Genomic DNA, 20,085 nt, shown 5'->3' on the forward strand with positions numbered 1-20,085 from the left:
ACTGGTGAGACTACAGCGTCGCGCAGCGACTGCAGGATCGTAGGCGGGGCTTTCAAGCCCCGACGCGGCGGCACGACGCGCTCAACATACGATTGCACTGGTAGCAGCATCAGGGCGATGGCATGTTCATTGGTGTACCCGATGCATCATGGAACGGGCGGTCGGGGACTGAAGTCCCCGCCTACAGTCATTCAGTCGCTGCGCGACGGACACCGGAAACGGCGTCGTCTGGTGAGACCGGGGCGTCGCGCAGCGACTGCAGGATCGTAGGCGGGGCTTTCAAGCCCCGACGCGGCGGCACGACGACATCAACATGCAATCGCCCTGCAGGCCGACAGCCTATCCTTGGCCCCAGATGAAGCGGCGAGCACCATCACACAGGCCGCCGAAGGAGGACGTCGATGTCTCAGGAGATCCAGCCCGGGCTGATCGGCGAGGTCGCGCGAACCGTCACGCCCTCCGATCTCGCCAGCGCCGTTGGCTCAGGGCGGCTGGACGTGTTCGGGACGCCGGCCATGCTGGCACTGGTCGAGCTCGCCGCCGTCAACGCCGTAGACCACCTGCTGCCCGACGGCTCGACGACGGTCGGCACGCGGCTGGACGTCCGGCACCTGTCACCGTCGCCGCTGGGCATCGAGGTCCGGGCGCGCGCCGAGTTGACGGCCGTCGAGGGCCGCAAGCTGAGCTTCCTGGTCGAAGCGTTCGACGCGGTCGAGAAGATCGCCGAGGGCACCCACGAGCGGTTCATCGCCGATGGCGCGCGCCTGCTGGCCCGCGCCGAGGCCAAACTGCCGAAGACCTAGCAGGCACGGCATCGCGCTCAGTTGCCGCTCCGGCTCGAAACGTGTATCGGGCCGACGCAGTCACTATGCCCTCACACCAAACACACTGGAATGCAACGAAACTGCAAACATTTCTACACATTTCAGGGGCAGCCATCTCGGCTGCCTCATTCTGTCGTTATGGTCTGCGGGTCAACGATGACGGCCTGCGAAGTCCGGAATACAACCTTCACAGTGGAGAGTGATTCGAACATGCGTCGCCTGTTTTTCAGCCGCCTCGGCGGTGCGATGCTCGCGTTGGCGCTGGTCATCGGGAGCGTCTCGACGGCGTTTGCCGATCCGCGTGACTTTGTCCTGAACAATGCCACCGGCCGGGTTATCACCGAGGTCTACGTGACGCCGTCCAACCTGGACGACTGGGGCGAGGACATCCTCGGGCAGGACGTGCTCGAAGCCGGTCAGAGCGTGACCATCAAGTTCTCGCGCTTCAAGGAAGGCGACTGCTACTACGACGTCAAGGTGATCGTGGTGGACGGTGGCGAGGGTGAGCTGAATCAGGTCAACCTCTGCGAGACCCAGACCGTCACCTTCAACTGAGGACGGCTGGCTCATCCACAGCGCAGACAACAGAAGCGAGGGCTGCCGCCATGGCAGTCCTCGCTTCTTTCCGGTCCGGGCTGCGCCGGTCAGGTCCGCCGTCAGACGGGTGGGCGCTCCAGCGGACGAGCGAAGCTGAGCTCGTGGCCATCCGGGTCCGTCAGGTGGAAGTAGCGCTCGCCCCAGGGCGCATCCGCCGGCGGGAACTGCGGTGAGAGACCGCCAGCAATGGCGCACTGGTACGCGGCGTCGACGTCCGAGACGTGGAAGATCACGCGCCCCCACCAGCCCAGCTCCCGCTCACGCGGGACCAGGATAATGTTCAGGTAGCTGCTCCCATGCGTCAGCTCGCCAGCCCGAAAACTCGTGAAGTCGGCGTCCTCGCCGCCGTAGTGAATCGGGAAGCCCAGCGCACGATAGAAGCGAACAGACCGCGCCATGTCGTGGGTTGCCAGGGTGATCGCGCTCACCGCCTCAAGCGCGAACGTCGGCCGGCCCGCCTTCCGACCCTCGACCTCCTGCGTGATAGCCATAGCTCACATCCCTTCTGCCGCTGAGTTCAGGATACGGCCGAACACGCGCGCGCGTATACCAAAAAACGACGGATCTCTCCGTCGTGATGCAGGCCGAGGCATCGAATCACACGAAGTCTGGCCCGGCGAGGCCGATCCCTCGACCCCGTACACGGATGAGGGGGCGGCGCCACCGGGCCGGTCTGTGCGAATCGGTGGGGACTGATCTCAGTCGAAGAACCCGGCATCCTCCGGCTTGAGGTACTGCCGCGCCTTCTCGGTATCGATCTCGATGCCCAGTCCTGGCCGATCCCAGACGGTGATGTGGCCGTCTTGCACGATCGGGTCCGGGAGGCCCTTGACGATGTCGTACCACCAGGCCGGCTTGCCGTAGGGGTACTCGAACGCGATGAAGTTGTGAGGCATGGCCGCCGAGACCTGCACGAGCGCCGCCAGCCCGATGACGCCGTCGAAGACGCCGTGCGGGGCCATCATGATGCCGTGGAGGTCGGCGTACTCCGCGATCCACTTCAGCTCGGCGATGCCGCCAACATCCTCCGGGTCCGGCCCCACGACGTTGATCGCCTGACGCTCAATCAAGTCCTTGAAGTTGTGGCGCAGGTAGATCTGCTCGCCGGTGTGGATCGGCGTGGTGGTGTTCCAGGTCACGTCGCGGTAGACCTCGGCGCTCACATACGGGGTGTAGTCCCCGGTGATCATGTCCTCGAGCCACATCAGGTTGTACGGCTCGACAGCCTTCGCGAACTTGAGGGCGTCCTTCGGGGAGAACCCGGGGCCGCAATCGAGCGCCAGTCCGATCTCATCGCCGGTCACGGCCTTCATCGCCTCGACGCACGCCACGAGGTGCTTCAGCCCCTTCTCGGTGAGAGCGCCACGGTCCAGCGCGCCGTGCAGCCCGGCCGGGCGTGGGTCGCCGTAGAAGAAGTCGGGCACGATGCGCTTCATCGGGCTGTGAAACCCGATGGGTTGCTTGATGATCGTGAAGCCCTCGGGCGCGGCCACCATTCCGCGGGTGACCTCGGCGTACTCCTCGGGGGTGTACGACTCCATCGGGAAACGCAGCCCGCCGTTGTAGATGCGGACGCGGTCCCGCACTTTGCCGCCGAGCAGTTTGTAGACGGGGACGCCGGCCGCCTTCCCGGCGATGTCCCACAGCGCGATCTCGATGGCACTGATGGCGCTGCCCCACGGCTTGAACGCCCCGCGCTGGCGAATCTTGAGCATGACGCGCTCGACGTTGGTGGGGTCTTCGCCGAGGATCGCGTCCTTGAAGAAGAGGACGTTCGGGACGATGTACGGCTTGGTGGACTCGATCTGGCCGTAGCCGTCGATACCCTCATCGGTGAGGATGCGGATGACCGGGTTCTCACCCAGCACCACGCATCGGAGATCGGTGATCTTCATGCCAGCTCCCTCATTGGATCGCGCGGTCGATGCGGATGGTACCGCGCAGGGCGGTTTCCCGGGCGGCGCCCGTCCCGAGCGGCTGGACACCGCGGTCCCGGACGTGCGACCGTACCAGGCAGCCGGTGTGGGCAAGGGAGTGCGGGCCATGCGACTGTCGCTGTCGGTGCGGATCGCCGAGCTGCAAGCACAGAAGGATCGCGCCTTCATGCCCCTGGCAGAGCTGGCGTCGCTGGCCCGCGAGGTCGGCTTCGAAGGCCTCTCGATGCGGGCCTCGGCGGTATCCGTGGACTCGCCGCCCGAGCGCGTGCAGGAGGTCCGCGCGCTGCTCGACCGCCTCGGACTGGCCGTCTCGATGGTGACGGGCGACGTACCGCTGGCTGCCAATACCGGCGATGTGGCGCGTGTGCTGCGCGATCCGCTGCCGTACATCCGTCTCGCGCAGGCGCTGGGCTGCGACCTGATCCGCGTGATGGTCCGCACCGATGAGGAGGTCGAGTTGCTGAGGTCGGCCTGCGACACGGCTGCCGCCGAGGGCATCCGGATCGCCCATCAGACCCACTTCTTCACCCTGCTCGAAACGGTGGACGAGTGCCTGGACATCCTCCAGCGGGTGGACCGCCCGAACTTCGGCATCACGTTCGAGCCGGCCAACCTGCTGATCTGCGGCAGCGAGTACGGTCGGCGGGCCGTCGAGCGGCTGGCGCCGTACCTGTTCAACGCCTACTTTCAGAACATGCGCCTCGCGCCAGACGGGCCGGTCCGCTGGCGGCACCGCGACGGCGGCCCTGAGGTCCGCGCCGAGTACACGCCGGTCGGAGACCGCTCGGCCATCGACGTCGCGGAGATCGTCTCAGCCCTGCGTGAGGTGGGGTACGACGGCTGGTTCACGGTCCACCAGCCGTTGCAGCCGGGGCAGACCGTCGAGCAGGCGATCCGCGAGTCATACGCGGCAGTGGGGCCGCTGCTCGCCTGAGCGCCCGCTGCTCTCCCGAGCGCCGGCGCGCCCCCGCATCCAGCCGGGCACGCGCCGCCCACTCCCTGTTTGCGCCTGCCGTCAGGACAGGATCTCGACGTACCCCTCCGTGCCATGCACCCGGATCCGCTGTCCATCCCGGATCAGGCTGGTCGCCTGCTCGACGCCGACCACCGCCGGCAACCCGTACTCCCGCGCGATCACCGCCCCGTGGGTCATCAGGCCACCCACCTCGGTTACCAGGCCACCGATGGCAACGAAGAGCGGCGTCCAGCTCGGATCGGTGAAGGCGGTGACCAGAATGTCGCCCGGTTCCAGGTCGGCGCCTGCCATATCCAGGATCACGCGCGCCCGCCCCTCGACCATCCCCGCCGACACCGGCAGACCAGCCAGCGCACCGGCCGGCAGGTCGTCGCGGTGGTACGCCCCGGTCAGGGCTTCGCCGTCAGACGTCAGGACGCGCGGCGGCGTGAGCGACTGATAGGTGCGAAACTCATCCTTGCGCTGGCGGATCAGCCCCGGGTCGACCTGCTGCGTGCGCGCGCCATCATGCAACTCCTGAACAGTGAGAAAGAAGGCGTCTTCTCGCGTCCGCAACACGCCGACGGCCACCAGCCGGTCGGCTTCCGCCATCAACGCCTGCTTGTACACGGCGTAGCGGCAGACCATGCCGTACTTCGGAAACTCGCGGTAGCCAGCGAACGTCCGGAGCCGGTCGATCATCCGTTGGGTCTCGGCGGCCCTTTCCGCGCCATCTGGCAGGGCGCGGACGCGCTCCACCAGTTCGTGCGCCTTCTCAGCAGCTTCCTGCCGTCCCCGCTCGAAGCGCCGCATGCCCTCGCCCGGCCCGAAATTCCTGACGTTGCTGAGGATCATCGGGATGAGCGCGGACGGGCGCTCGCTCCAACGCGGCCTCGTGATGTCGATCTCGCCGACACAGCGCATGCCGTACCGGTCGAGGAAGCCCCGGATCGCCGCCGCCTGACCGCTGGGCAGCCTGGACAGGTCGTCCAGAAAACCGTCGTCCTGGATCTGCTCCAGGAACGCCACCACGGCAGGCGACGTGCGAACCACATCCGCAACGTCGAGCAGCGCCAGCCCCATCTCGGACGTGACGTTGTCGGGCACGGACTGAGAAAGCGTGTGGGCAGCGTCCTTCTCGCCGAGCCACACGCGCAGGTGGTCGTTGAGCCACCAGGTCGCCTCGACACTGGCCACGATCGCCTGATGGCTCTGTGGGTCGAACAGGAGTCGCTTCAGCTCCTGGAGATCGGCCAGGATGAAGTCGAACAGCGCCGGTCCCGATTTCGAACGAATCGCGTCCTTCAGCGCGGCCAGCGAATCGTGCATGCGCCCGACCAGACCGGCGACGATGGCCGGGTCGTTCGCGATGGGCGCTGGCGTGCCGCCTGCCGCCGGTCCGGCCGCCGGGGCCACGCCGGCTCCGTCGTCAGGAAGCGCTCGGAGCCTGTCGTCCCGAGCAATCACCGTTCGCAGGGCGTCCCCAAGCAGCGGATCTGACCGCCCAACAAGCTCCAGCAGCCCGGATTGCCCTGCCGGCGAGGACAGCTCAGCGGTCACGTCCACGAACAGCCGCCCGCCGGCCGTCAGCATCGGTCGCAAGGCCGTCAACTGCCACATCGACAGCCCCAGCTGGAGGATCGGGTCGGTCATCATCTGCTGGTGGCCGACCGAGATGTAAACGTGGTACTCGCCGTCCTCCGCTTCGGGGATCGGGAACAGCGTAGTGACCGGCCGGCTCTGGACGATCTGGAAGCTGCCGTCGTCCAGACACCACTCAATGTCCTGCGGGCGCCCGAACTGGGCCTCGATCCGCCGGCCAAGCTGCGCGAGCTGGACGATCTGCTCGTCGGTCAGGGCCGGCTGCTGCTGGCGCGCTGGCGCAACCTCCTGCCGGATGGTGCCGCCACCCGGTGCAGCGCCGATCTCCAGGCGCTTGGCGGCCACCGTCCTGGCGACGATCTCGCCGTCACGCACCTTGTAGACGTCCGCGTTCACCAGTCCGGACACCAGGGCCTCGCCCAGGCCGAAGCTGGCCTCGATGGAGGCGACCTTCCGATTGCCGGTGATCGGATCGGCGGTGAACAGGATGCCCGCCGCCTGCGGAAAGACCATCCGCTGCACCACGACGGCCATCCGCGCCGTCCGATGGTCGATGCCGTTCCGCAGCCGGTAGGTCACCGCGCGCTCGGTGAACAGCGAGGCCCAGCAGCGGCTGACATGCTGAAGGATCGCTCGCGGCCCGACGACGTTGAGGTAAGTGTCCTGCTGGCCCGCGAAGGAGGCCGTCGGCAAGTCCTCCGCCGTCGCGCTGGAACGGACCGCGTAGGCCTCCTGCCCCCCAACGCGCGCGAGGCGGTCCGCGATCTCCGCCGCCACATCATCTGGCATGGCGACGCTTTCGATGGCCTGGCGAACTTCCCCGCTCAGCACCCGGATCGCCTCGCGGTCATCCGGCCAGAGGTCGGCGAGGCGGGCGATCTGCTGGTCAAGCGACGGCGCTTCGGCCATGATCCGCACAAAGGCGGCCGTCGTCACGCAGAAGGCGGGCGGCACGCGGACGCCATCGATGCGCGCAAGCTCGCCCAGGTGCGCGCCCTTTCCGCCCACGACGGCAAGCTGTGTTCGGTCGATCTCCTGAAGATCCAGCACGTAGCAGCGCATCCGCTCCTCCCCGTCCGGTGTTGTTGAGCGTGCTGCAGCGCGGCACTGGCGCAGCGAGACAGGCATGTCGCGACTCCAGCGTCGGGAGTCCATGCCGAGGACGGCCATTCTGCCAGGGGAGGGCGCTCTTGCGGCAAGTCCCACGTCGGGGTATACATTTGAAGTGGGGAGGAGCATGCACGCTCGTCCCCTTCTTTGTCGGGCACGAGCCGACAGCCCCGGTTCAACGCCGCAACGATGCCGCTCCCCTACCGTATCGATGGCGCACTGACCAGGCACGCTGGGCGCGACGGTCACAGGGCAATTGCATGACAAGCACGTCCTGCGACCCCGGCGGGGACTTCAGTCCCTGACCGCCCGATGCACCGTCTTCGGGAACACCAGAGATCATGCAATCGCCCTGCAGTTGGTCCAGCGCGGGTGGGGATCGAGGCGCGATCCGGGGTACCCTGCCTCGCGTCGCCTCCGCTCCCGCGCGCGACGCCACCATCTCGGCTGCCGTCTGCTGAGCGCCATCGTCGGCGATGCGACGGCTGGCTCGCTCGGAGTGACCATGACCGGAACTGGCCGCGACTACGGTCTGAACGCCATGCCCCTGCGCTACCCCGATCCTGACGTTGTCGTGCTCGACAAGCGCTTTGCGGCGCTCCAGCAGGGCAACACGCCGATCCAGCGCCTCTGGACCGGCTCGCTGTGGGCCGAGGGGCCAGCCTGGAGCGCCAACGGCCGCTACCTCGTCTGGAGCGACATCCCGAACAACCGGCAGCTTCGCTGGCTGGACGAGGACGGCCACGTCTCGGTGTTCCGCAGCCCCTCTGGCAACAGCAACGGCAACACCTTCGACGCGCAGGGACGGCAGATCTCCTGCGAGCACCTGAACCGGCGGGTGGTCCGCTACGAGCTGGACGGCTCGCAGACGGTCCTGGCCGACGCCTACGAGGGTAAGCCCCTGAACTCTCCGAACGACGTAGCCGTGCATGCCGACGGCTCGGTCTGGTTCACGGACCCGCCGTACGGCACCATCGCGGTCGGCGGGTACGAGGGCACCCCGGGCGGCAAGGTCTACCACGACTGCTTCGTCTACCGTGTGGACGCAACCAGCGGCGCGGTGACCCGCGTCCTGCCGGTCAGTGAGATGGACCGCCCGAACGGTCTCTGCTTCTCGCCCGACTTCTCGCGGCTCTACGTCGTGGACACTGGCGAGCCAAAGGACATCCGCGTCTACGACGTGGTGGATGGCACGAAGCTGGCGAACGGCCGCCAGTTCACCGACCTCTCGATCACGGTGGACGGCGAGAAGAAGAACGCGATGTCGGACGGCATCCGCGTGGACATCCACGGCAACGTCTGGTCGGCGGCGGCCGGCGGGCCGGGCATCGACGGCGTCCAGGTCTTCACGCCGGAGGGCGAGCGGATCGGGCAGATCCTGCTGCCGGAGCGCTGCGCCAACCTCTGCTTCGGCGGGGCGAAGCGCAACCGGCTGTTCATGGCCGCCAGCCAGTCGATCTACTCGCTGTACGTGAACACGCGCGGCGCCCACTGGAGCTGACCGGAGGGCCATAGGAGGGTCGTAGATCGAGGGTCGTGGGTCGTGGGGGCGGACCCGGTCCCCACGTCCTACGATCCTCGACCCACGATCCACGATCCTCGACCCATCACCTGGAGGAAACGTGCCAGAGCTTGTCGGGCGCGTCTGGGATAGGGACACCGGCCGGCCGCTCGCGGCGCGCGTCCGGGTGGTCGATTCGGCGGGAGCGCTCTGCAACCCCGTCGACAGCATCCTCAAGTACGGCACCGGCGACCCGTTCTTCTACGCCGAGAACGAGTTCGTGGTGAGCCTACCCTCCGGGCAGGTCGATATCGTGGTGGAGCGCGGCACCGAGTACCGTCCGCTGCACACGGTGGTACAGGCCCCACGCCACGGCAAGGTCGAGATCGATCTGACCATCGCCCGCTGGACGAGCCTGTCCAGCCAGGGCTGGTACGCCGGCAACACCCACATCCACTACGACGAGAAGGAGACGCGCCCCCTGGAGCGGCTGCGCCTCGATCCGCGGGTGGACGATCTGCCGGTCTTCATCGTCAGCGTGCTGCAACGGTGGGATCTGGCGTACGCGTCCAACGCGTTCCCGATTGGCCGGCACGAGTTGTCCACGCCCGAGCACCTCATCGACGTGGGCGAGGAGAGCCGCCACAACCAGGAGCCGTGGACGATTGGCTACGGCCACATCATGCTGGTCAACATCAAGCAGCTGGTCGAGCCGATGAGCCGGGGCGTGCTGGTGGACGACTCCAGCCCCGACTACCCGCCGCTGGTGGACGCTTGCGACCGCGCCCGCGAGCAGGGCGGCGTGGTGCTCTGGTGCCACAACGCCGACGGCATGGAAGCACCTGTCGCCGGGGTGTTGGGGAGGCTGGACGGGCTGAACCTGTTCGATCCGTGGTGGCGCGACCCCGACTACGACGTCTGGTATCGGATGCTGAACTGCGGCATCCAGATCCCCTGCTCGACCGGGTCGGACTGGTATCTCTGCTCGACCAACCGGGTGTACACCCACGTGGCCGGCGACTTTGGCTACGAGAGCTGGCTCGGCGCGCTGAAGTCAGGGCGGACCTTCATCACGGATGGTCCGATCCTCTCGCTGAGCGTACACGGGCACGCGCCCAGCAACGACGTGCTCGCGATCTCGGAGATGACGAAGACGGCAACGGTTAGCGTCACCTGGGAAGGCGCGCAGCCGGTGGATCGCGTCGAGATCATCCGAGACGGAGCGGTCGCCTACGGCCACGAGAACACGAGCGGGGCGCTGGGCGGCTCATTCGAGGTGGCGCTGGATATCGCCGATGCTGGCTGGCTGGCCGCACGCTGCTGGGGCAGCCGCCGAACCAGCTTCGCCCACCCGCTGTGGGCGCACACCAGCCCGGTGTACCTGCGGGCCCGGCCCGGGGCTGCTACCGTCCGCCTGGCGGCCACCTCGTTCCTGGCGCACATTGAGGGTGTGCGGGGCTGGATCGGCGCCAGGGGGAAGTTCGACAACGCCGCCCAACGCGACCGATTGCTGCAGCTGTACGCTGACGGCGAGCAGGCGTTCGAGCGGCTGTCGCGCAGCTAGCAGAAGGCCCGTGCGCTGCCGGCCTGCCCCTGAACGATTCTCGGCGGACAGATTCAAGCAGACAGATACGAGTGCCTCGTGCAAAGCGTGCAAGACGCACCTGTCGTCCTGAGCCTGCGAAGGACCTCACCCGCTGGCGCGACCCTTGACGGTCAGCGGGTGACGGGAGCGTTGACGCTCGGCGGGTGACGCCAACGTTGACGGTCAGCGGGTGAGGTCCTTCACTGCGTTCAGGACGACAGGGGTGGTTCGATCGCGGCATGCTGGATCGTGATGGGAGGGGACGGCGGCGGGTGCAGGGTCACACCTCCATCTGACGAGCAGCCTCGTGGTCTGTCAGTCGTGAACGACCGGGTTGGACCTCTGCCGACGCTTCACCCGTCATCCCGTGGGAAGCGACGCGTTCGGCATGCTCAGGGCAAGCCTGACGCCCCTCCCCCGTCATCCCGAGCGAGGTGAGGCTGCTCCCTTCACCGTCATCCCGAGCGGCGTGAGCGTGCGAACGCAGTCGAGGGATCTTCCTCGTCAGTCGTCCGTCACCCTGGGAGGATCCCTCCACTCCGCTCGTGCCTCGCCGCGGTCGGGATGACAAGAGGGGTGTGCTCGTGCCTCGCCGCGGTCGGGATGACGAGCGGGGTGTGCTCGTGCCTCGCGTAGCTTGCCCTGAGCGTGCCGAATGGGGTCGGGATGACGACCGGCACTGAGCGACCCTGCGATTGACGCCAGACGAGCCTCTAGCGGCGCGCCATCGCGTGGTTGAACACCGGCGCTCGCGACATCCCGCGTCGTCGCTGCCAGCGGTTGATCCCAAAGCCGATCGAGTTCACGATCAGGACGATCGCCGCGATGACCCCGGCGTGCAGGCCAAACTCCGGCAGCCCGCGCGTGAGGTTCGGGCCGCGCCCGCCGCCACCGGCCGCTCGCTGTGGAGCCTGGAGCTGGGTCGTCCCCGTCGAGGCATCCGCCGCGGCAGCCTGTCCGGTGCCCTGGGCCGGTGCGGCGGCCACGGCGGCTTGCCCTGTATCAGACGGTACGGCGCTCGCGTCCACCGCTGTGACACCGGCGGTGGCCGCTGTGACACCGGCGGTGGACGCTGTCGGCTGCGCCTGGACAGCCTGCGGCGGGCCCGGACGGCGGCTCGCGAAGGACGAGCCGTACGGGGTCAGCGAGACGCCGTACAGCACGCCGGTCACGGCGAACGCCAGGACGACGATGATCGAGAGTCGCCAACTGTAGCGACCGAGTGCGTTCATGATCTTGCTCCTCACGGACATCGGTTCAGGCGGCGCGTGCGCGCTGGCCGAGGCGGCTCGACCGGCTCTCAGCGCTCGTTCCACGCGTCGCGATCCACCCGAAGCCCCGCTGCACGACGTTGACCAGCGTCCGCCAGTAGACGGCGATGTGCAGACCCATCAGCACCAGACAGGCGTTCGAGGACGTCGTGTGCAGGACGCGCCAGAAGCCGCGCGAGCCAGTCATCGGCAGCCAGTTCGGTGCGATCGCTTCGGAGATGACCAGGCCGGTCACCGTCACGACGACCAGCGCCGCGAAGAACGCCATGTTGAGCAGGTAGGTCAGGCGGGTCTTCCAGGGGAGCGTCCCGAACAGGCGGCCGGTCGTCGCGGCAAGCCACGACCAGCTCACCAGCATGTGGACCGGCAGGACGATACAGAGCGCCAGCCCCAGCCACTCGTGCAGCGCGAGGCCCGTCAGGCCGAAGGAGAACAGGGCCAGCATCAGGCCGGTCAGCCCGATGTCCAGCCCGAGGCGGGCCAGCATCCCAGGAGAAAGGCGTCGAGTGCGCATCGCGAGTTGCCCCATTCTCGCCCGGCAGCGAGCGCATCGTTGCGGCGTCGAGCGTGTGTGTGTAGCGTGTTTCCGTTCCTGTCTCAGTATCGACGCACCACCTGAAGCGCACGCGACCCGAACCTGACAGATTCCTGAATGTCGACACGCTTCTGACCCACGCGGTGCCGCATAGTGAGCGCAATCCGAAACGTCTCCCTGTGGTACCGTCTGCTCTCAGCATGGCCGAGCCGCCCCCCGACCGATCCGACCCGCCTCAGGCATCTGACACGGCTGACGCGTCCGGAGCCGCCGACACGTCGTCGCTGATCGAGGATGATGTTCTGCTGGACGGAGCACGCCACCACTCCGAGCTGGCCCTGGCCGCGCTGTTCGACCGGCACGGTGGCCGCGTGCTCTCGCTGGCGGCCAGCATCGTCGGCGATCATGCCCAGGCGGAGAGCATCGTGCTCGACGTGTTCATGCGGTGCTGGCACGGCGAGGCTCTGGACGGGCGCACCCGCACACCCGTCCGCGTCTGGCTGATAAACCAGACGCGGCAGCGCGCCACCCCCCTGCTGGCCGAGAGCCAGGAAGCTGCGTCCCACGCCGACGACCCCGCCGGCCGGCTGCGTTCATCACGGCTGTCGGTGGTCGATCCGCGCCCCCTCCGAGACCGGCTGCTGGCGCGGGCACGCGGCGAGGAGTCAGCAGGACCGGCCCTGCCGCCCGCGGCACCGGCCCTGCCGCCCGGAGCAGCGTCCACCCGGCCGATCCGCCCGACGTCCCCACCCATCGACGCGTTCCCCGACCCATTTCCCGGTCCGGCCGCGCCGATCCGCATCGAGGTGCATCCGCCGACAGCCCCACCGACGCCACGTGGCGACGCCATCGAGCCGATCCCGTCGTCGCGCATCCCACACCGGACCGCGCCACGCAAGATCCGGCTCGTCTCGCTGATGTGGGGTGCGGCCCTCCTGTTTGTGCTCGCGGCTGGCCTGTTCGTCGGGGCCTGGAGCGCGACCGGCCCGCACGCCTCGCCGACCTTCGAGGTGCTGGCACGGCTGCCCGGGGGGCAACTCGTGACGCTTACCGGGACCGGCCTGCCCGTTGCGCGGGCACGGCTGTTCTTGATCGACGGCGGCCTCCGCGCCGAGCTTGCCGCCGAGGCGCTGCCGCCGACCCGGCCCGGGCGAGCCTTTCAGGTCTGGTTCGGCGAGCCCGGCCAGCCGTTCCGCACGGGCGGGACGTTCACGGCGAACCAGCGCGGCGTCGCATCAGGGCGGATCGCGGTGCCGCTGCCGATGGACCGAGTCCGCCGCATCTCGATCACCGAAGAGTCCGCCACTGGCAGCGCCAACCCGTCCGGGGTCGAACTGTTATCCTGGACGCCATGACGCTGGTGACTGGCGGCCGGCCGTTCTACGGCGAATCGATCGGTATCCTGATGCTGGACAGCCGATTTCCGCGCATCCCCGGGGATGTCGGCAACGCCACGACGTTCAGCTTTCCCGTGCGCTACCAGGTGGTACACGGCGCCAGCCCGAGCCGCGTCGTGCTGGAGCGCGATCCGTCCCTGCTCACGCCGTTCGTGGAGGCCGCCCAGCAGCTTGCCGGGGAGGGCGTGCGCGCCATCACCACCAGTTGCGGGTTCCTGGCGCTCTACCAGCGAGAGATGGCGGGCGCGGTGGATATCCCGGTCTTTACGTCGAGTCTGCTCCAGGCGCCCCTGGTCTCGCGCATGCTCAGGCCCGACCAGTGCATCGGCATCCTGACCGCCCACGGCGAGACGTTGGAGCCGCGCTACCTCCGCGCCGTCGGCATCGACGAGAGCGTGCCGGTCGTCGTGCAGGGCTCCCAGGACACGCCCGCCTTCTACGAGACGTTCGTCAAGAACGGTCTGACGCTCGACATCGAGGCGGCCGAGGCCGGGGTCGTCAAGATGGCGACCGATCTCCTGGCGCGCCATCCGAACGTCGGCGCGTTCGTCTGTGAGGGCACCAACTTCTCGTCGTTCGGGCCGGCCGTGCAGGAGGCGACGGGCCTGCCCTTCTTCGACATCGTGACGCTCACCCGCTGGGTCCACGAAGCCGTGGTCCGACGGCGCGTCCCCGGCGGCTTCCTGTAGGCGCCGAGCGCCGTTCCGGCTTCTGCCCGGCGGATCGCCCCCCGGCGCCGATCCGGAGGTCAAATCCTGGCCGCACGCCGCCAGCCGTACCGGACAATCCTGACACGATCCTCCCGATCCGGCGGCACGTCGTGGCGTCGATTCTGCAAGGGGGCTCAGCGGCGGGCGACGGGCACGATGCGTCCCGTCAGGAGCGGCAGCAGGGATGTTGACGGGAGCTACAGCAGAACACCATCACACGACGGAGCCACTCCAACGGCGCGTCCGCTTTCTGGGGCACGCCTCGTTGTTGATCGACCTGGACGACACGCGCATCGTCACCGATCCGCTGCTGCGGCAACGGGTGGCGATGCTCTACTGGCGACACCCGATTCCTCGCGCGGCGCTGACTCACCCGGTCGACGCCGTGGTGATCTCCCACATGCACCAGGATCACCTCGATCTGCCGTCGCTTCGCGGGCTCGGCTACGACGTGCCGCTGCTGGTGCCGCGCCGGGCCGGGCCGTTTCTGGAACGGCGGGGCTTCCGCGACGTCACCGAGCTGCGGCCGGGTGACGCCGTCACCGTCGGCAAGGTCCGGGTGCGGGCTGTGCCGGCCCGCCACACGGGGTTCCGGCCGCCGTTCGGCCCCTGGGGTGACTGCATCGGCTTCGTCATCGACGGGAGCGCGAGCCAGACCAGCGTCTACTTCGCCGGCGACACGGACATCTTCGCGGACATGGATGCACTCGGCCCCATCGACGTGGCGCTCCTCCCGGTTGCCGGCTGGGGGCCGACGCTCGGACCAGGGCACATGGACGCGCGCGGCGCTGCCGAGGCGCTCCAGTTGATCCGGCCGCGCGTCGCCATCCCGATGCACTGGGGCACGTTTGCGCCGTTCGGCCTGCACTGGCACCAGTGGTCGTACCTGATCCGGCCGCCGCTCGACTTTCAGAGGCACGCCCGCGCACTGATGCCCGACGTGGACGTGACCATCCTCGAACCTGGCGAGGCGCTCGACCTGGATCCGCTCATCACACGCTGGGCGGCTCAGGAGCGCGAGCGGTTGGGCGCGCCGCTGCACCACCCGACCGCTCCCGGCGACGGCGCATCGTGATCTCGCCATTCCGGCTGTTCGCGCGCGCGGCCGTCACCTGGGCCGCCGAGGTGGCCTTCCTCTACCTGATGCTGCGGCTGTTGCCGACGGTCCATGTCACGGCCTGGGAGTTCGCGCTGCTAGCCGTCCTGGTGATGGGCCTGCTCAACGCGATGGTCCGGCCGGGCATCCTGCTGCTGGCCGCCAACCTGGGGCTGATCCCGTTCCTGATCGTGGCGCTGGCGCTCAACGGTATGCTCGTGCAGGTCACGTCGTGGCTGGTGCCCGGGTTCTGGGTGGACGGGCTGCTGTCAGCATTTGCCGTGGCGTTCGGGATGGCCGGTGTCAACACCGTCCTGACGGGCCTCCTGAGCGTGGACGACGACGACGCCTTCTACCGGAACGTCGTCAGGCGGATCGCGCAGCGGACCGTGCCCGCCGCCGACGACCTTGAGGAAACCGGGGCAGTCATCGTCCAGATCGACGGGCTGGCCGAACCGATCTTGCGACGGGCCCTGGCCGAGGGCCGCATGCCGACGCTCGCCTCGTGGCTGGCGGCCGGTTCGCACCGGCTGATCGGCTGGAAGAGCGAGATTCCGTCGATGACGACCAGCGCCCAGGCGGGCATCCTGCACGGCTCCAACGGCGGCGTCCCGGCCTTCTACTGGTACGAGAAGCGGGGCAAGCGGCTGATGTCGTCGGCCAACCCGCACGACCTGCACGCGGTCCAGCAGCGCATCTCGGACGGCCACGGGCTGCTGCACCGTGACGGCGTCAGCGTGACCAACCTCTTCAGCGGTGATGCCGAACATTCGGTCATGACGGTCGGCACGCTGTTGGACGACGAGGGCAGCATCCACGCCGACCCCCACGACTTCTACGGCTACCTCGTCAGCCCGTACAACCTCTACCGTGGGCTGATCGGCCTGATCTTCGAGGCGGCGCTGGAATGCTGGCAGTGCCTGCGCCAGTGGGCCGAGAACCGACAGCCGCGCATCCGCCGCTTCGGCCTGTTCACGCTCCAGCGCGGCCTCGCGAACGTCATCCTGCGCGATGCCACGACCTGGACCGTTGTCGCGTCGATGTTCCGAGGGCACCGGGTGATCTACTGCGACTACCTCTCGTATGACGAGGTCGGGCATTTCGCGGGTCCGGAGACGCCGGACGCCGTGGCGACCCTCTACGCTATGGATCGGCAGTTGCGGCAGATCGCGCTGGCCGCCCGCGAGGCGCCGCGTGCGTACCAGATCGTCGTGCTCTCGGATCACGGCCAGACGACGGCCCCGATCTTCCAGGCCAAATACGGCGAGACGCTCGACGAGGTCGTGCGGCGGGCGATCGACGCCGGCCCGACAGTCCGCGTCTCCGGCGGCAAGGGTGAGACGCCCGGCTACCTGAGCGCGTTCCTCAGCGAGATGTCCGGCGCGAAAGGCCTGCGGGGGCGGGGGGCGCGCCGCCTGCTCCGCACGAAGCGCGGCTCTGGCCTGATCGACCCGGTCCGCGAGGGGATGAATAAGGCTGCATCGGACGACGTCGAGATCGTGGTGACCAGCTCCGGCAGCCTCGCGCACATCTACTTCGCGAAGGTTCCGGACAAGCTGACGCTCGAGGAGATCGCCGCCGGCTACCCGGGCCTCATCGAGACGCTGGTGGCGCACGAGGGCGTCGGACTGGTGATCGTGCGGTCCGAGTCGCGCGGGACGCTGGTGCTCTCGGAGGACGGCATCCGCGAGCTGCGCGCCGAGCACGTCGAGGATGGCGTGGTCGAAGGGCGCGATCCGCTGGCTGAGTTCGAGCCGTACACCGCTCGCTTCCTGGACGATCTCGCCCAGTTCGAGCAATCCGGCGACATCATCGTCAACGGGACGTTCGATCCGTCGACCGGCTGGGTCATCGGGTTTGACGACCTGGTGGGCGCACACGGCGGCGTCGGTGGGATGCAAACGCAGCCGTTCATCGTCTACCCGGCTGGCTGGACCGACGAACCACCCGAGATCATCGGGTCGGTCGGCGTGCACCGCTTCCTGCGCGAGTACACCGGGGGCGCGACCGCCAACGACCCGGCTCCCCGCATCGACGAGCAGCCGATCCCGGCCTCGCCGCGTCCATGATGGATCCAGCGGGCAGACGGCTGGCCGGACCGGCCCAGGCCCATCTCGGAGTCGGGCGTTGGCGGTCACGGCAGCCGCTGGCGAGTGACGGACCGAGCCGCGACCCCCACCCTGCACCGACCGCGTGGCGTCTCAAGCTCGATCCTGACAATCAAGGCTGCGACCTGGGCTGGCACGAGCGCGAACTGCCACCTGACGCCGTGCCAGCCGAGGTTCCGGGCGTCTGGAACACCGCGTACCCGGGCTACAGCGGCGTCGGCTGGTACGCCTGCCAGTTCGAGCCGAGGTTGCCGCCTGGCGGCCAGACCCGGCTCGTCGTGGGGGCCGCCAACTACTTGACCGACGTCTGGCTGAACGGCGTCCACGTTGGGCGCCACGAGGGCGGCTACGACGCCTTCAGCGTGCCGGCCGGAGCGGCCCTCAGCGTCGGCAGCAATCGGCTCGTACTCAGGATCGTCGACCCACGACCGGAGCGTGAGATCGATGGCCTCCTCCTCCGCGAATGCCCGACGGGAAAGGAGTCCTGGTACGGCGGTGCTGGCGGCCCCTGGGGCGGCGTCTGGCTGGAGCGGTCGGCGGCCATCGCCTTTGAGGACGTGCAGGTGCGCGCCGACCTCGTCACGGGGCTGGTCAGGTTCCAGGCCGCGCTCGTCAGTGACCTGCGAAACGCCACCAGCGTCGTGCTGCGGGCCGACGTAGCTGACCCGTCAGGTCGCCGCTGCGCCGCGCAGATTACCGAGTTGCGTATCGCGCCGGGCCGCGCGTCGGCCTCCCTGCTGCTGGGCATCCCCGATCGACAGGCCTGGTCGCCGTCCGCGCCCAACCTGTACCGCTGGCAACTGACGGTCGAGTCCGGCGACGGCGATGCTGGACAGGTCGACGGCGCCAGCGGGCAGTTGGGGTTCCGCACGGTCGGGTGGCGAGACGGGGTCTTCCACCTGAACAGCGCGCCGCTGTTCCTCAAGGGCGCGCTGCTCCAGCCCACCTATCCGCGTACCCTGCTCGGGTCACCAGTGCCGGACTGGCCGCGCACCGATGTTCAGGCAGCACGGCGCGCCGGCCTGAACCTGCTGCGGGTGCACCTTCGTCCACCGCTGCGGTCGATGCTGGATGCCGCCGACCGTGAGGGTGTGCTGCTCTACGTCGAGCCGCCGTTGGCCTGGATCGAGCCATCCGAGCGACTGCTGGAGCATGGCCGCCGCGAGCTTGCTGCGATGGTCCGCGCCTGCGGCAACCACCCGTCAGTCGCGCTCTGGGGGATTTTCAACGAGAACGCCCGCGCCACGCATGAGGTCGGCGGCGCGCTGATGGCCGAGCTGGCCGCGCTCGACCCGACCCGTCCAACGATCGAGGACAGCGGCGGCGCAGCCGTCGGCGAGGTCGATATGTGGGCCTGGGACGGTCAAAGCCGGTGCTGGTCGCCGGGCTGGGAGTCGCCGCGCCCCCTCAACGACATCCACATCTACCTGGCAAACCCGCCGCGGCGGGAAGCGCGCAACGTGCTGACCTCAGTCGGAGACGGGCCGATCCTGAACGTCACGCCCGGCCGAACCGCTGCTGAACAGGTCGAGTCTCGTCTGACCTCGGACCCGGTCGTCGTCTCGGAGTACGGCTGCGGCGCGCTGCCCGACTTCGACGCTGCGCTGGCGCAGTTCGGAGATGAGGAGCATCTTGCGGATGCGCAGCTCCTCCGCGTGCTGCGCGACAACCTGGCGCGCGGCCTCGCCGAGCGCGGGTTGACGGACGAGATCGGGGACGTCCCTGCCCTGACGCGGCGCACCCAGGCGTTGCAGGCCGAGGGCGTGCTGGCGCAGACGGCCGCCCTGCGCCGCAACCCGAACGTCGCGGGGATCGTCATCACCCAGCTGGCGGATGCCGGCTGGGAGCAGATGGCCGGCCTCACCAGCCTGTGGCGAACGCCGCGCCCGGCGCTTGCCGCCCTCCGCCACGCGATGCGGCCGCGCCTGCTCCACCTGGAGACCGACGACCCGTGCAGTGACGGCGCCGTCACGGTCCGTGCCTGGCTGATCGAGGAGCGGGGCCTGCCGGCGTTGAGGGGAGCAGCGGTGCTGTCGGTGTCGGTGGTGGCGGATGACAGCGAGGGCGTCGATCTCGCGGCGCGGTCGATGCCGGTGGTGGCGAGGCCGCGACCGGGCCGGCCGCTCGCAACGCTGACGCTGCCGCTGCCGGAGCGCGCCGGCCGATGGCGAATCGTAGCCCGACTGCGAGCCGACGGCTGGACGGGCGAGGCACGAGCCGACGGCTGGCGGTTGCCAGATCGCCAGCCGGCCGCCGGCGCGGGGCTGATCGTGCTGGGGCGGACAGTTCGACGCCTGCTACCGGACGCGCAAACATCCGTGCCGGCCGGCTGGCGCGGCCCGATCCTGGCCGAAACGGCGATACCCATCGCCGAGTCGGCGCTGCGCACGGCGACCGACGCGGCCCGCGCGGGCGCACATCTCGTGCTGGCGGGCCTGAAGCCGTCCAGCGCCGAGCGCCTGGGCGAGATCCTCGGGCTGCCGCTGCGGGTCCACGGCGCACGGGGCAACTTCATGGGCGTCTACCACTACCGACGACGCCACCCCGCGTTCGAGGGGCTGGGCGGCCCGGGACTGGCCGACGGCGCCTGGGCCGAGACGCTGCCGGCCTGGGCGCTGGCGGAGCTGCCCGACGCCGACATCGCGGCCGGCTGCTTCAGCGTCCCTGACGGCGGCCGCGACTTCCTCTGGCGCGCAACCGTGCAGACCGTCCGATACGGGGCCGGCCGCGTCACCATGTGGCAGCTGCCGCTCGGGCAGCGGCGCGGCGGGAGGCTGGGTGCGCACCTCCTGGACGGGCTGGTCCGCTGGCTGACACACCCGCCACAATGATGCAGGGCCGACACCGGGGGCGGATA

15 protein-coding genes are annotated in these 20,085 nt (G+C 68.9%); 10 read left to right on the top strand and 5 right to left on the bottom strand.

Annotation, left to right across the window (positions count from 1 at the left end; all coding sequences use genetic code 11):
* Window positions 1–401 precede the first annotated feature (401 nt).
* Together IT306_02475 and IT306_02480 are read left to right on the top strand one after the other, a co-directional pair.
* On the top strand, window positions 402–803 hold the full coding sequence (locus tag IT306_02475) for a thioesterase family protein (protein MCC7367257.1): 402 nt from the start codon (window positions 402–404) through the stop codon (window positions 801–803).
* Window positions 804–1,034: 231 nt separating this feature from the next.
* Window positions 1,035–1,379 carry a hypothetical protein gene (locus tag IT306_02480; protein MCC7367258.1) on the top strand — a complete coding sequence of 115 codons (345 nt, stop codon included), beginning with the start codon at window positions 1,035–1,037 and terminating at the stop codon, window positions 1,377–1,379.
* A 101-nt stretch (window positions 1,380–1,480) separates the two neighbouring features.
* Here IT306_02480 and IT306_02485 read toward each other — a convergent pair whose 3' ends face one another.
* Window positions 1,481–1,912: a VOC family protein gene (locus IT306_02485; protein MCC7367259.1), complete on the bottom strand. Its 432-nt coding sequence runs from the start codon at window positions 1,910–1,912 to the stop codon at window positions 1,481–1,483.
* 207 nt (window positions 1,913–2,119) lie between these two features.
* Complete coding sequence (locus IT306_02490) at window positions 2,120–3,316, bottom strand: mandelate racemase/muconate lactonizing enzyme family protein (protein MCC7367260.1); 1,197 nt, start codon at window positions 3,314–3,316, stop codon at window positions 2,120–2,122.
* A gap of 148 nt (window positions 3,317–3,464) precedes the next feature.
* Here IT306_02490 and IT306_02495 point away from each other — a divergent pair, with 148 nt between their 5' ends.
* The gene (locus tag IT306_02495) at window positions 3,465–4,292 is read left to right on the top strand and encodes a sugar phosphate isomerase/epimerase (protein ID MCC7367261.1); all 828 of its coding nucleotides are present in this window, start codon (window positions 3,465–3,467) and stop codon (window positions 4,290–4,292) included.
* A gap of 81 nt (window positions 4,293–4,373) precedes the next feature.
* Here IT306_02495 and ppsA read toward each other — a convergent pair whose 3' ends face one another.
* A complete protein-coding gene (gene ppsA, locus IT306_02500; GenBank protein ID MCC7367262.1) occupies window positions 4,374–6,977 on the bottom strand; it encodes a phosphoenolpyruvate synthase in 2,604 nt (867 codons plus the stop codon).
* Window positions 6,978–7,530: 553 nt separating this feature from the next.
* Between ppsA and IT306_02505 the strand changes: the two genes are divergently transcribed.
* On the top strand, window positions 7,531–8,526 hold the full coding sequence (locus IT306_02505) for an SMP-30/gluconolactonase/LRE family protein (GenBank protein ID MCC7367263.1): 996 nt from the start codon (window positions 7,531–7,533) through the stop codon (window positions 8,524–8,526).
* A 121-nt stretch (window positions 8,527–8,647) separates the two neighbouring features.
* Window positions 8,648–10,090, top strand: coding sequence for a CehA/McbA family metallohydrolase (locus IT306_02510; GenBank protein ID MCC7367264.1), 1,443 nt, complete (start codon window positions 8,648–8,650; stop codon window positions 10,088–10,090).
* A 734-nt stretch (window positions 10,091–10,824) separates the two neighbouring features.
* Here the strand turns inward: IT306_02510 and IT306_02515 are convergent.
* Window positions 10,825–11,343 carry a hypothetical protein gene (locus IT306_02515; protein ID MCC7367265.1) on the bottom strand — a complete coding sequence of 173 codons (519 nt, stop codon included), beginning with the start codon at window positions 11,341–11,343 and terminating at the stop codon, window positions 10,825–10,827.
* A 25-nt stretch (window positions 11,344–11,368) separates the two neighbouring features.
* Window positions 11,369–11,896: a DUF4405 domain-containing protein gene (locus IT306_02520; protein MCC7367266.1), complete on the bottom strand. Its 528-nt coding sequence runs from the start codon at window positions 11,894–11,896 to the stop codon at window positions 11,369–11,371.
* Between the two features lie 221 nt (window positions 11,897–12,117).
* Between IT306_02520 and IT306_02525 the strand changes: the two genes are divergently transcribed.
* The 5 genes from IT306_02525 (at window position 12,118) to IT306_02545 (ending at window position 20,059) form a co-directional block, all read left to right on the top strand.
* Entirely contained in the window at window positions 12,118–13,272 is a 1,155-nt protein-coding gene (locus IT306_02525; GenBank protein MCC7367267.1) for a hypothetical protein, read from the top strand.
* Entirely contained in the window at window positions 13,269–14,003 is a 735-nt protein-coding gene (locus tag IT306_02530) for an aspartate/glutamate racemase family protein (GenBank protein ID MCC7367268.1), read from the top strand. Before IT306_02525 ends, IT306_02530 begins: the two co-directional genes overlap by 4 nt.
* Window positions 14,004–14,208: 205 nt before the next feature.
* A complete protein-coding gene (locus tag IT306_02535; protein ID MCC7367269.1) occupies window positions 14,209–15,099 on the top strand; it encodes an MBL fold metallo-hydrolase in 891 nt (296 codons plus the stop codon).
* Window positions 15,096–17,189, top strand: a complete 2,094-nt coding sequence (locus IT306_02540) for a phage holin family protein (protein ID MCC7367270.1) — start codon at window positions 15,096–15,098, stop codon at window positions 17,187–17,189. Before IT306_02535 ends, IT306_02540 begins: the two co-directional genes overlap by 4 nt.
* Window positions 17,186–20,059, top strand: coding sequence for a hypothetical protein (locus IT306_02545; GenBank protein MCC7367271.1), 2,874 nt, complete (start codon window positions 17,186–17,188; stop codon window positions 20,057–20,059). Before IT306_02540 ends, IT306_02545 begins: the two co-directional genes overlap by 4 nt.
* The last annotated feature ends 26 nt before the right edge of the window (window positions 20,060–20,085 follow it).

It is taken from the genome of Chloroflexota bacterium (assembly GCA_020850535.1).
GTDB lineage: Bacteria > Chloroflexota > UBA6077 > UBA6077 > JACCZL01 > JADZEM01.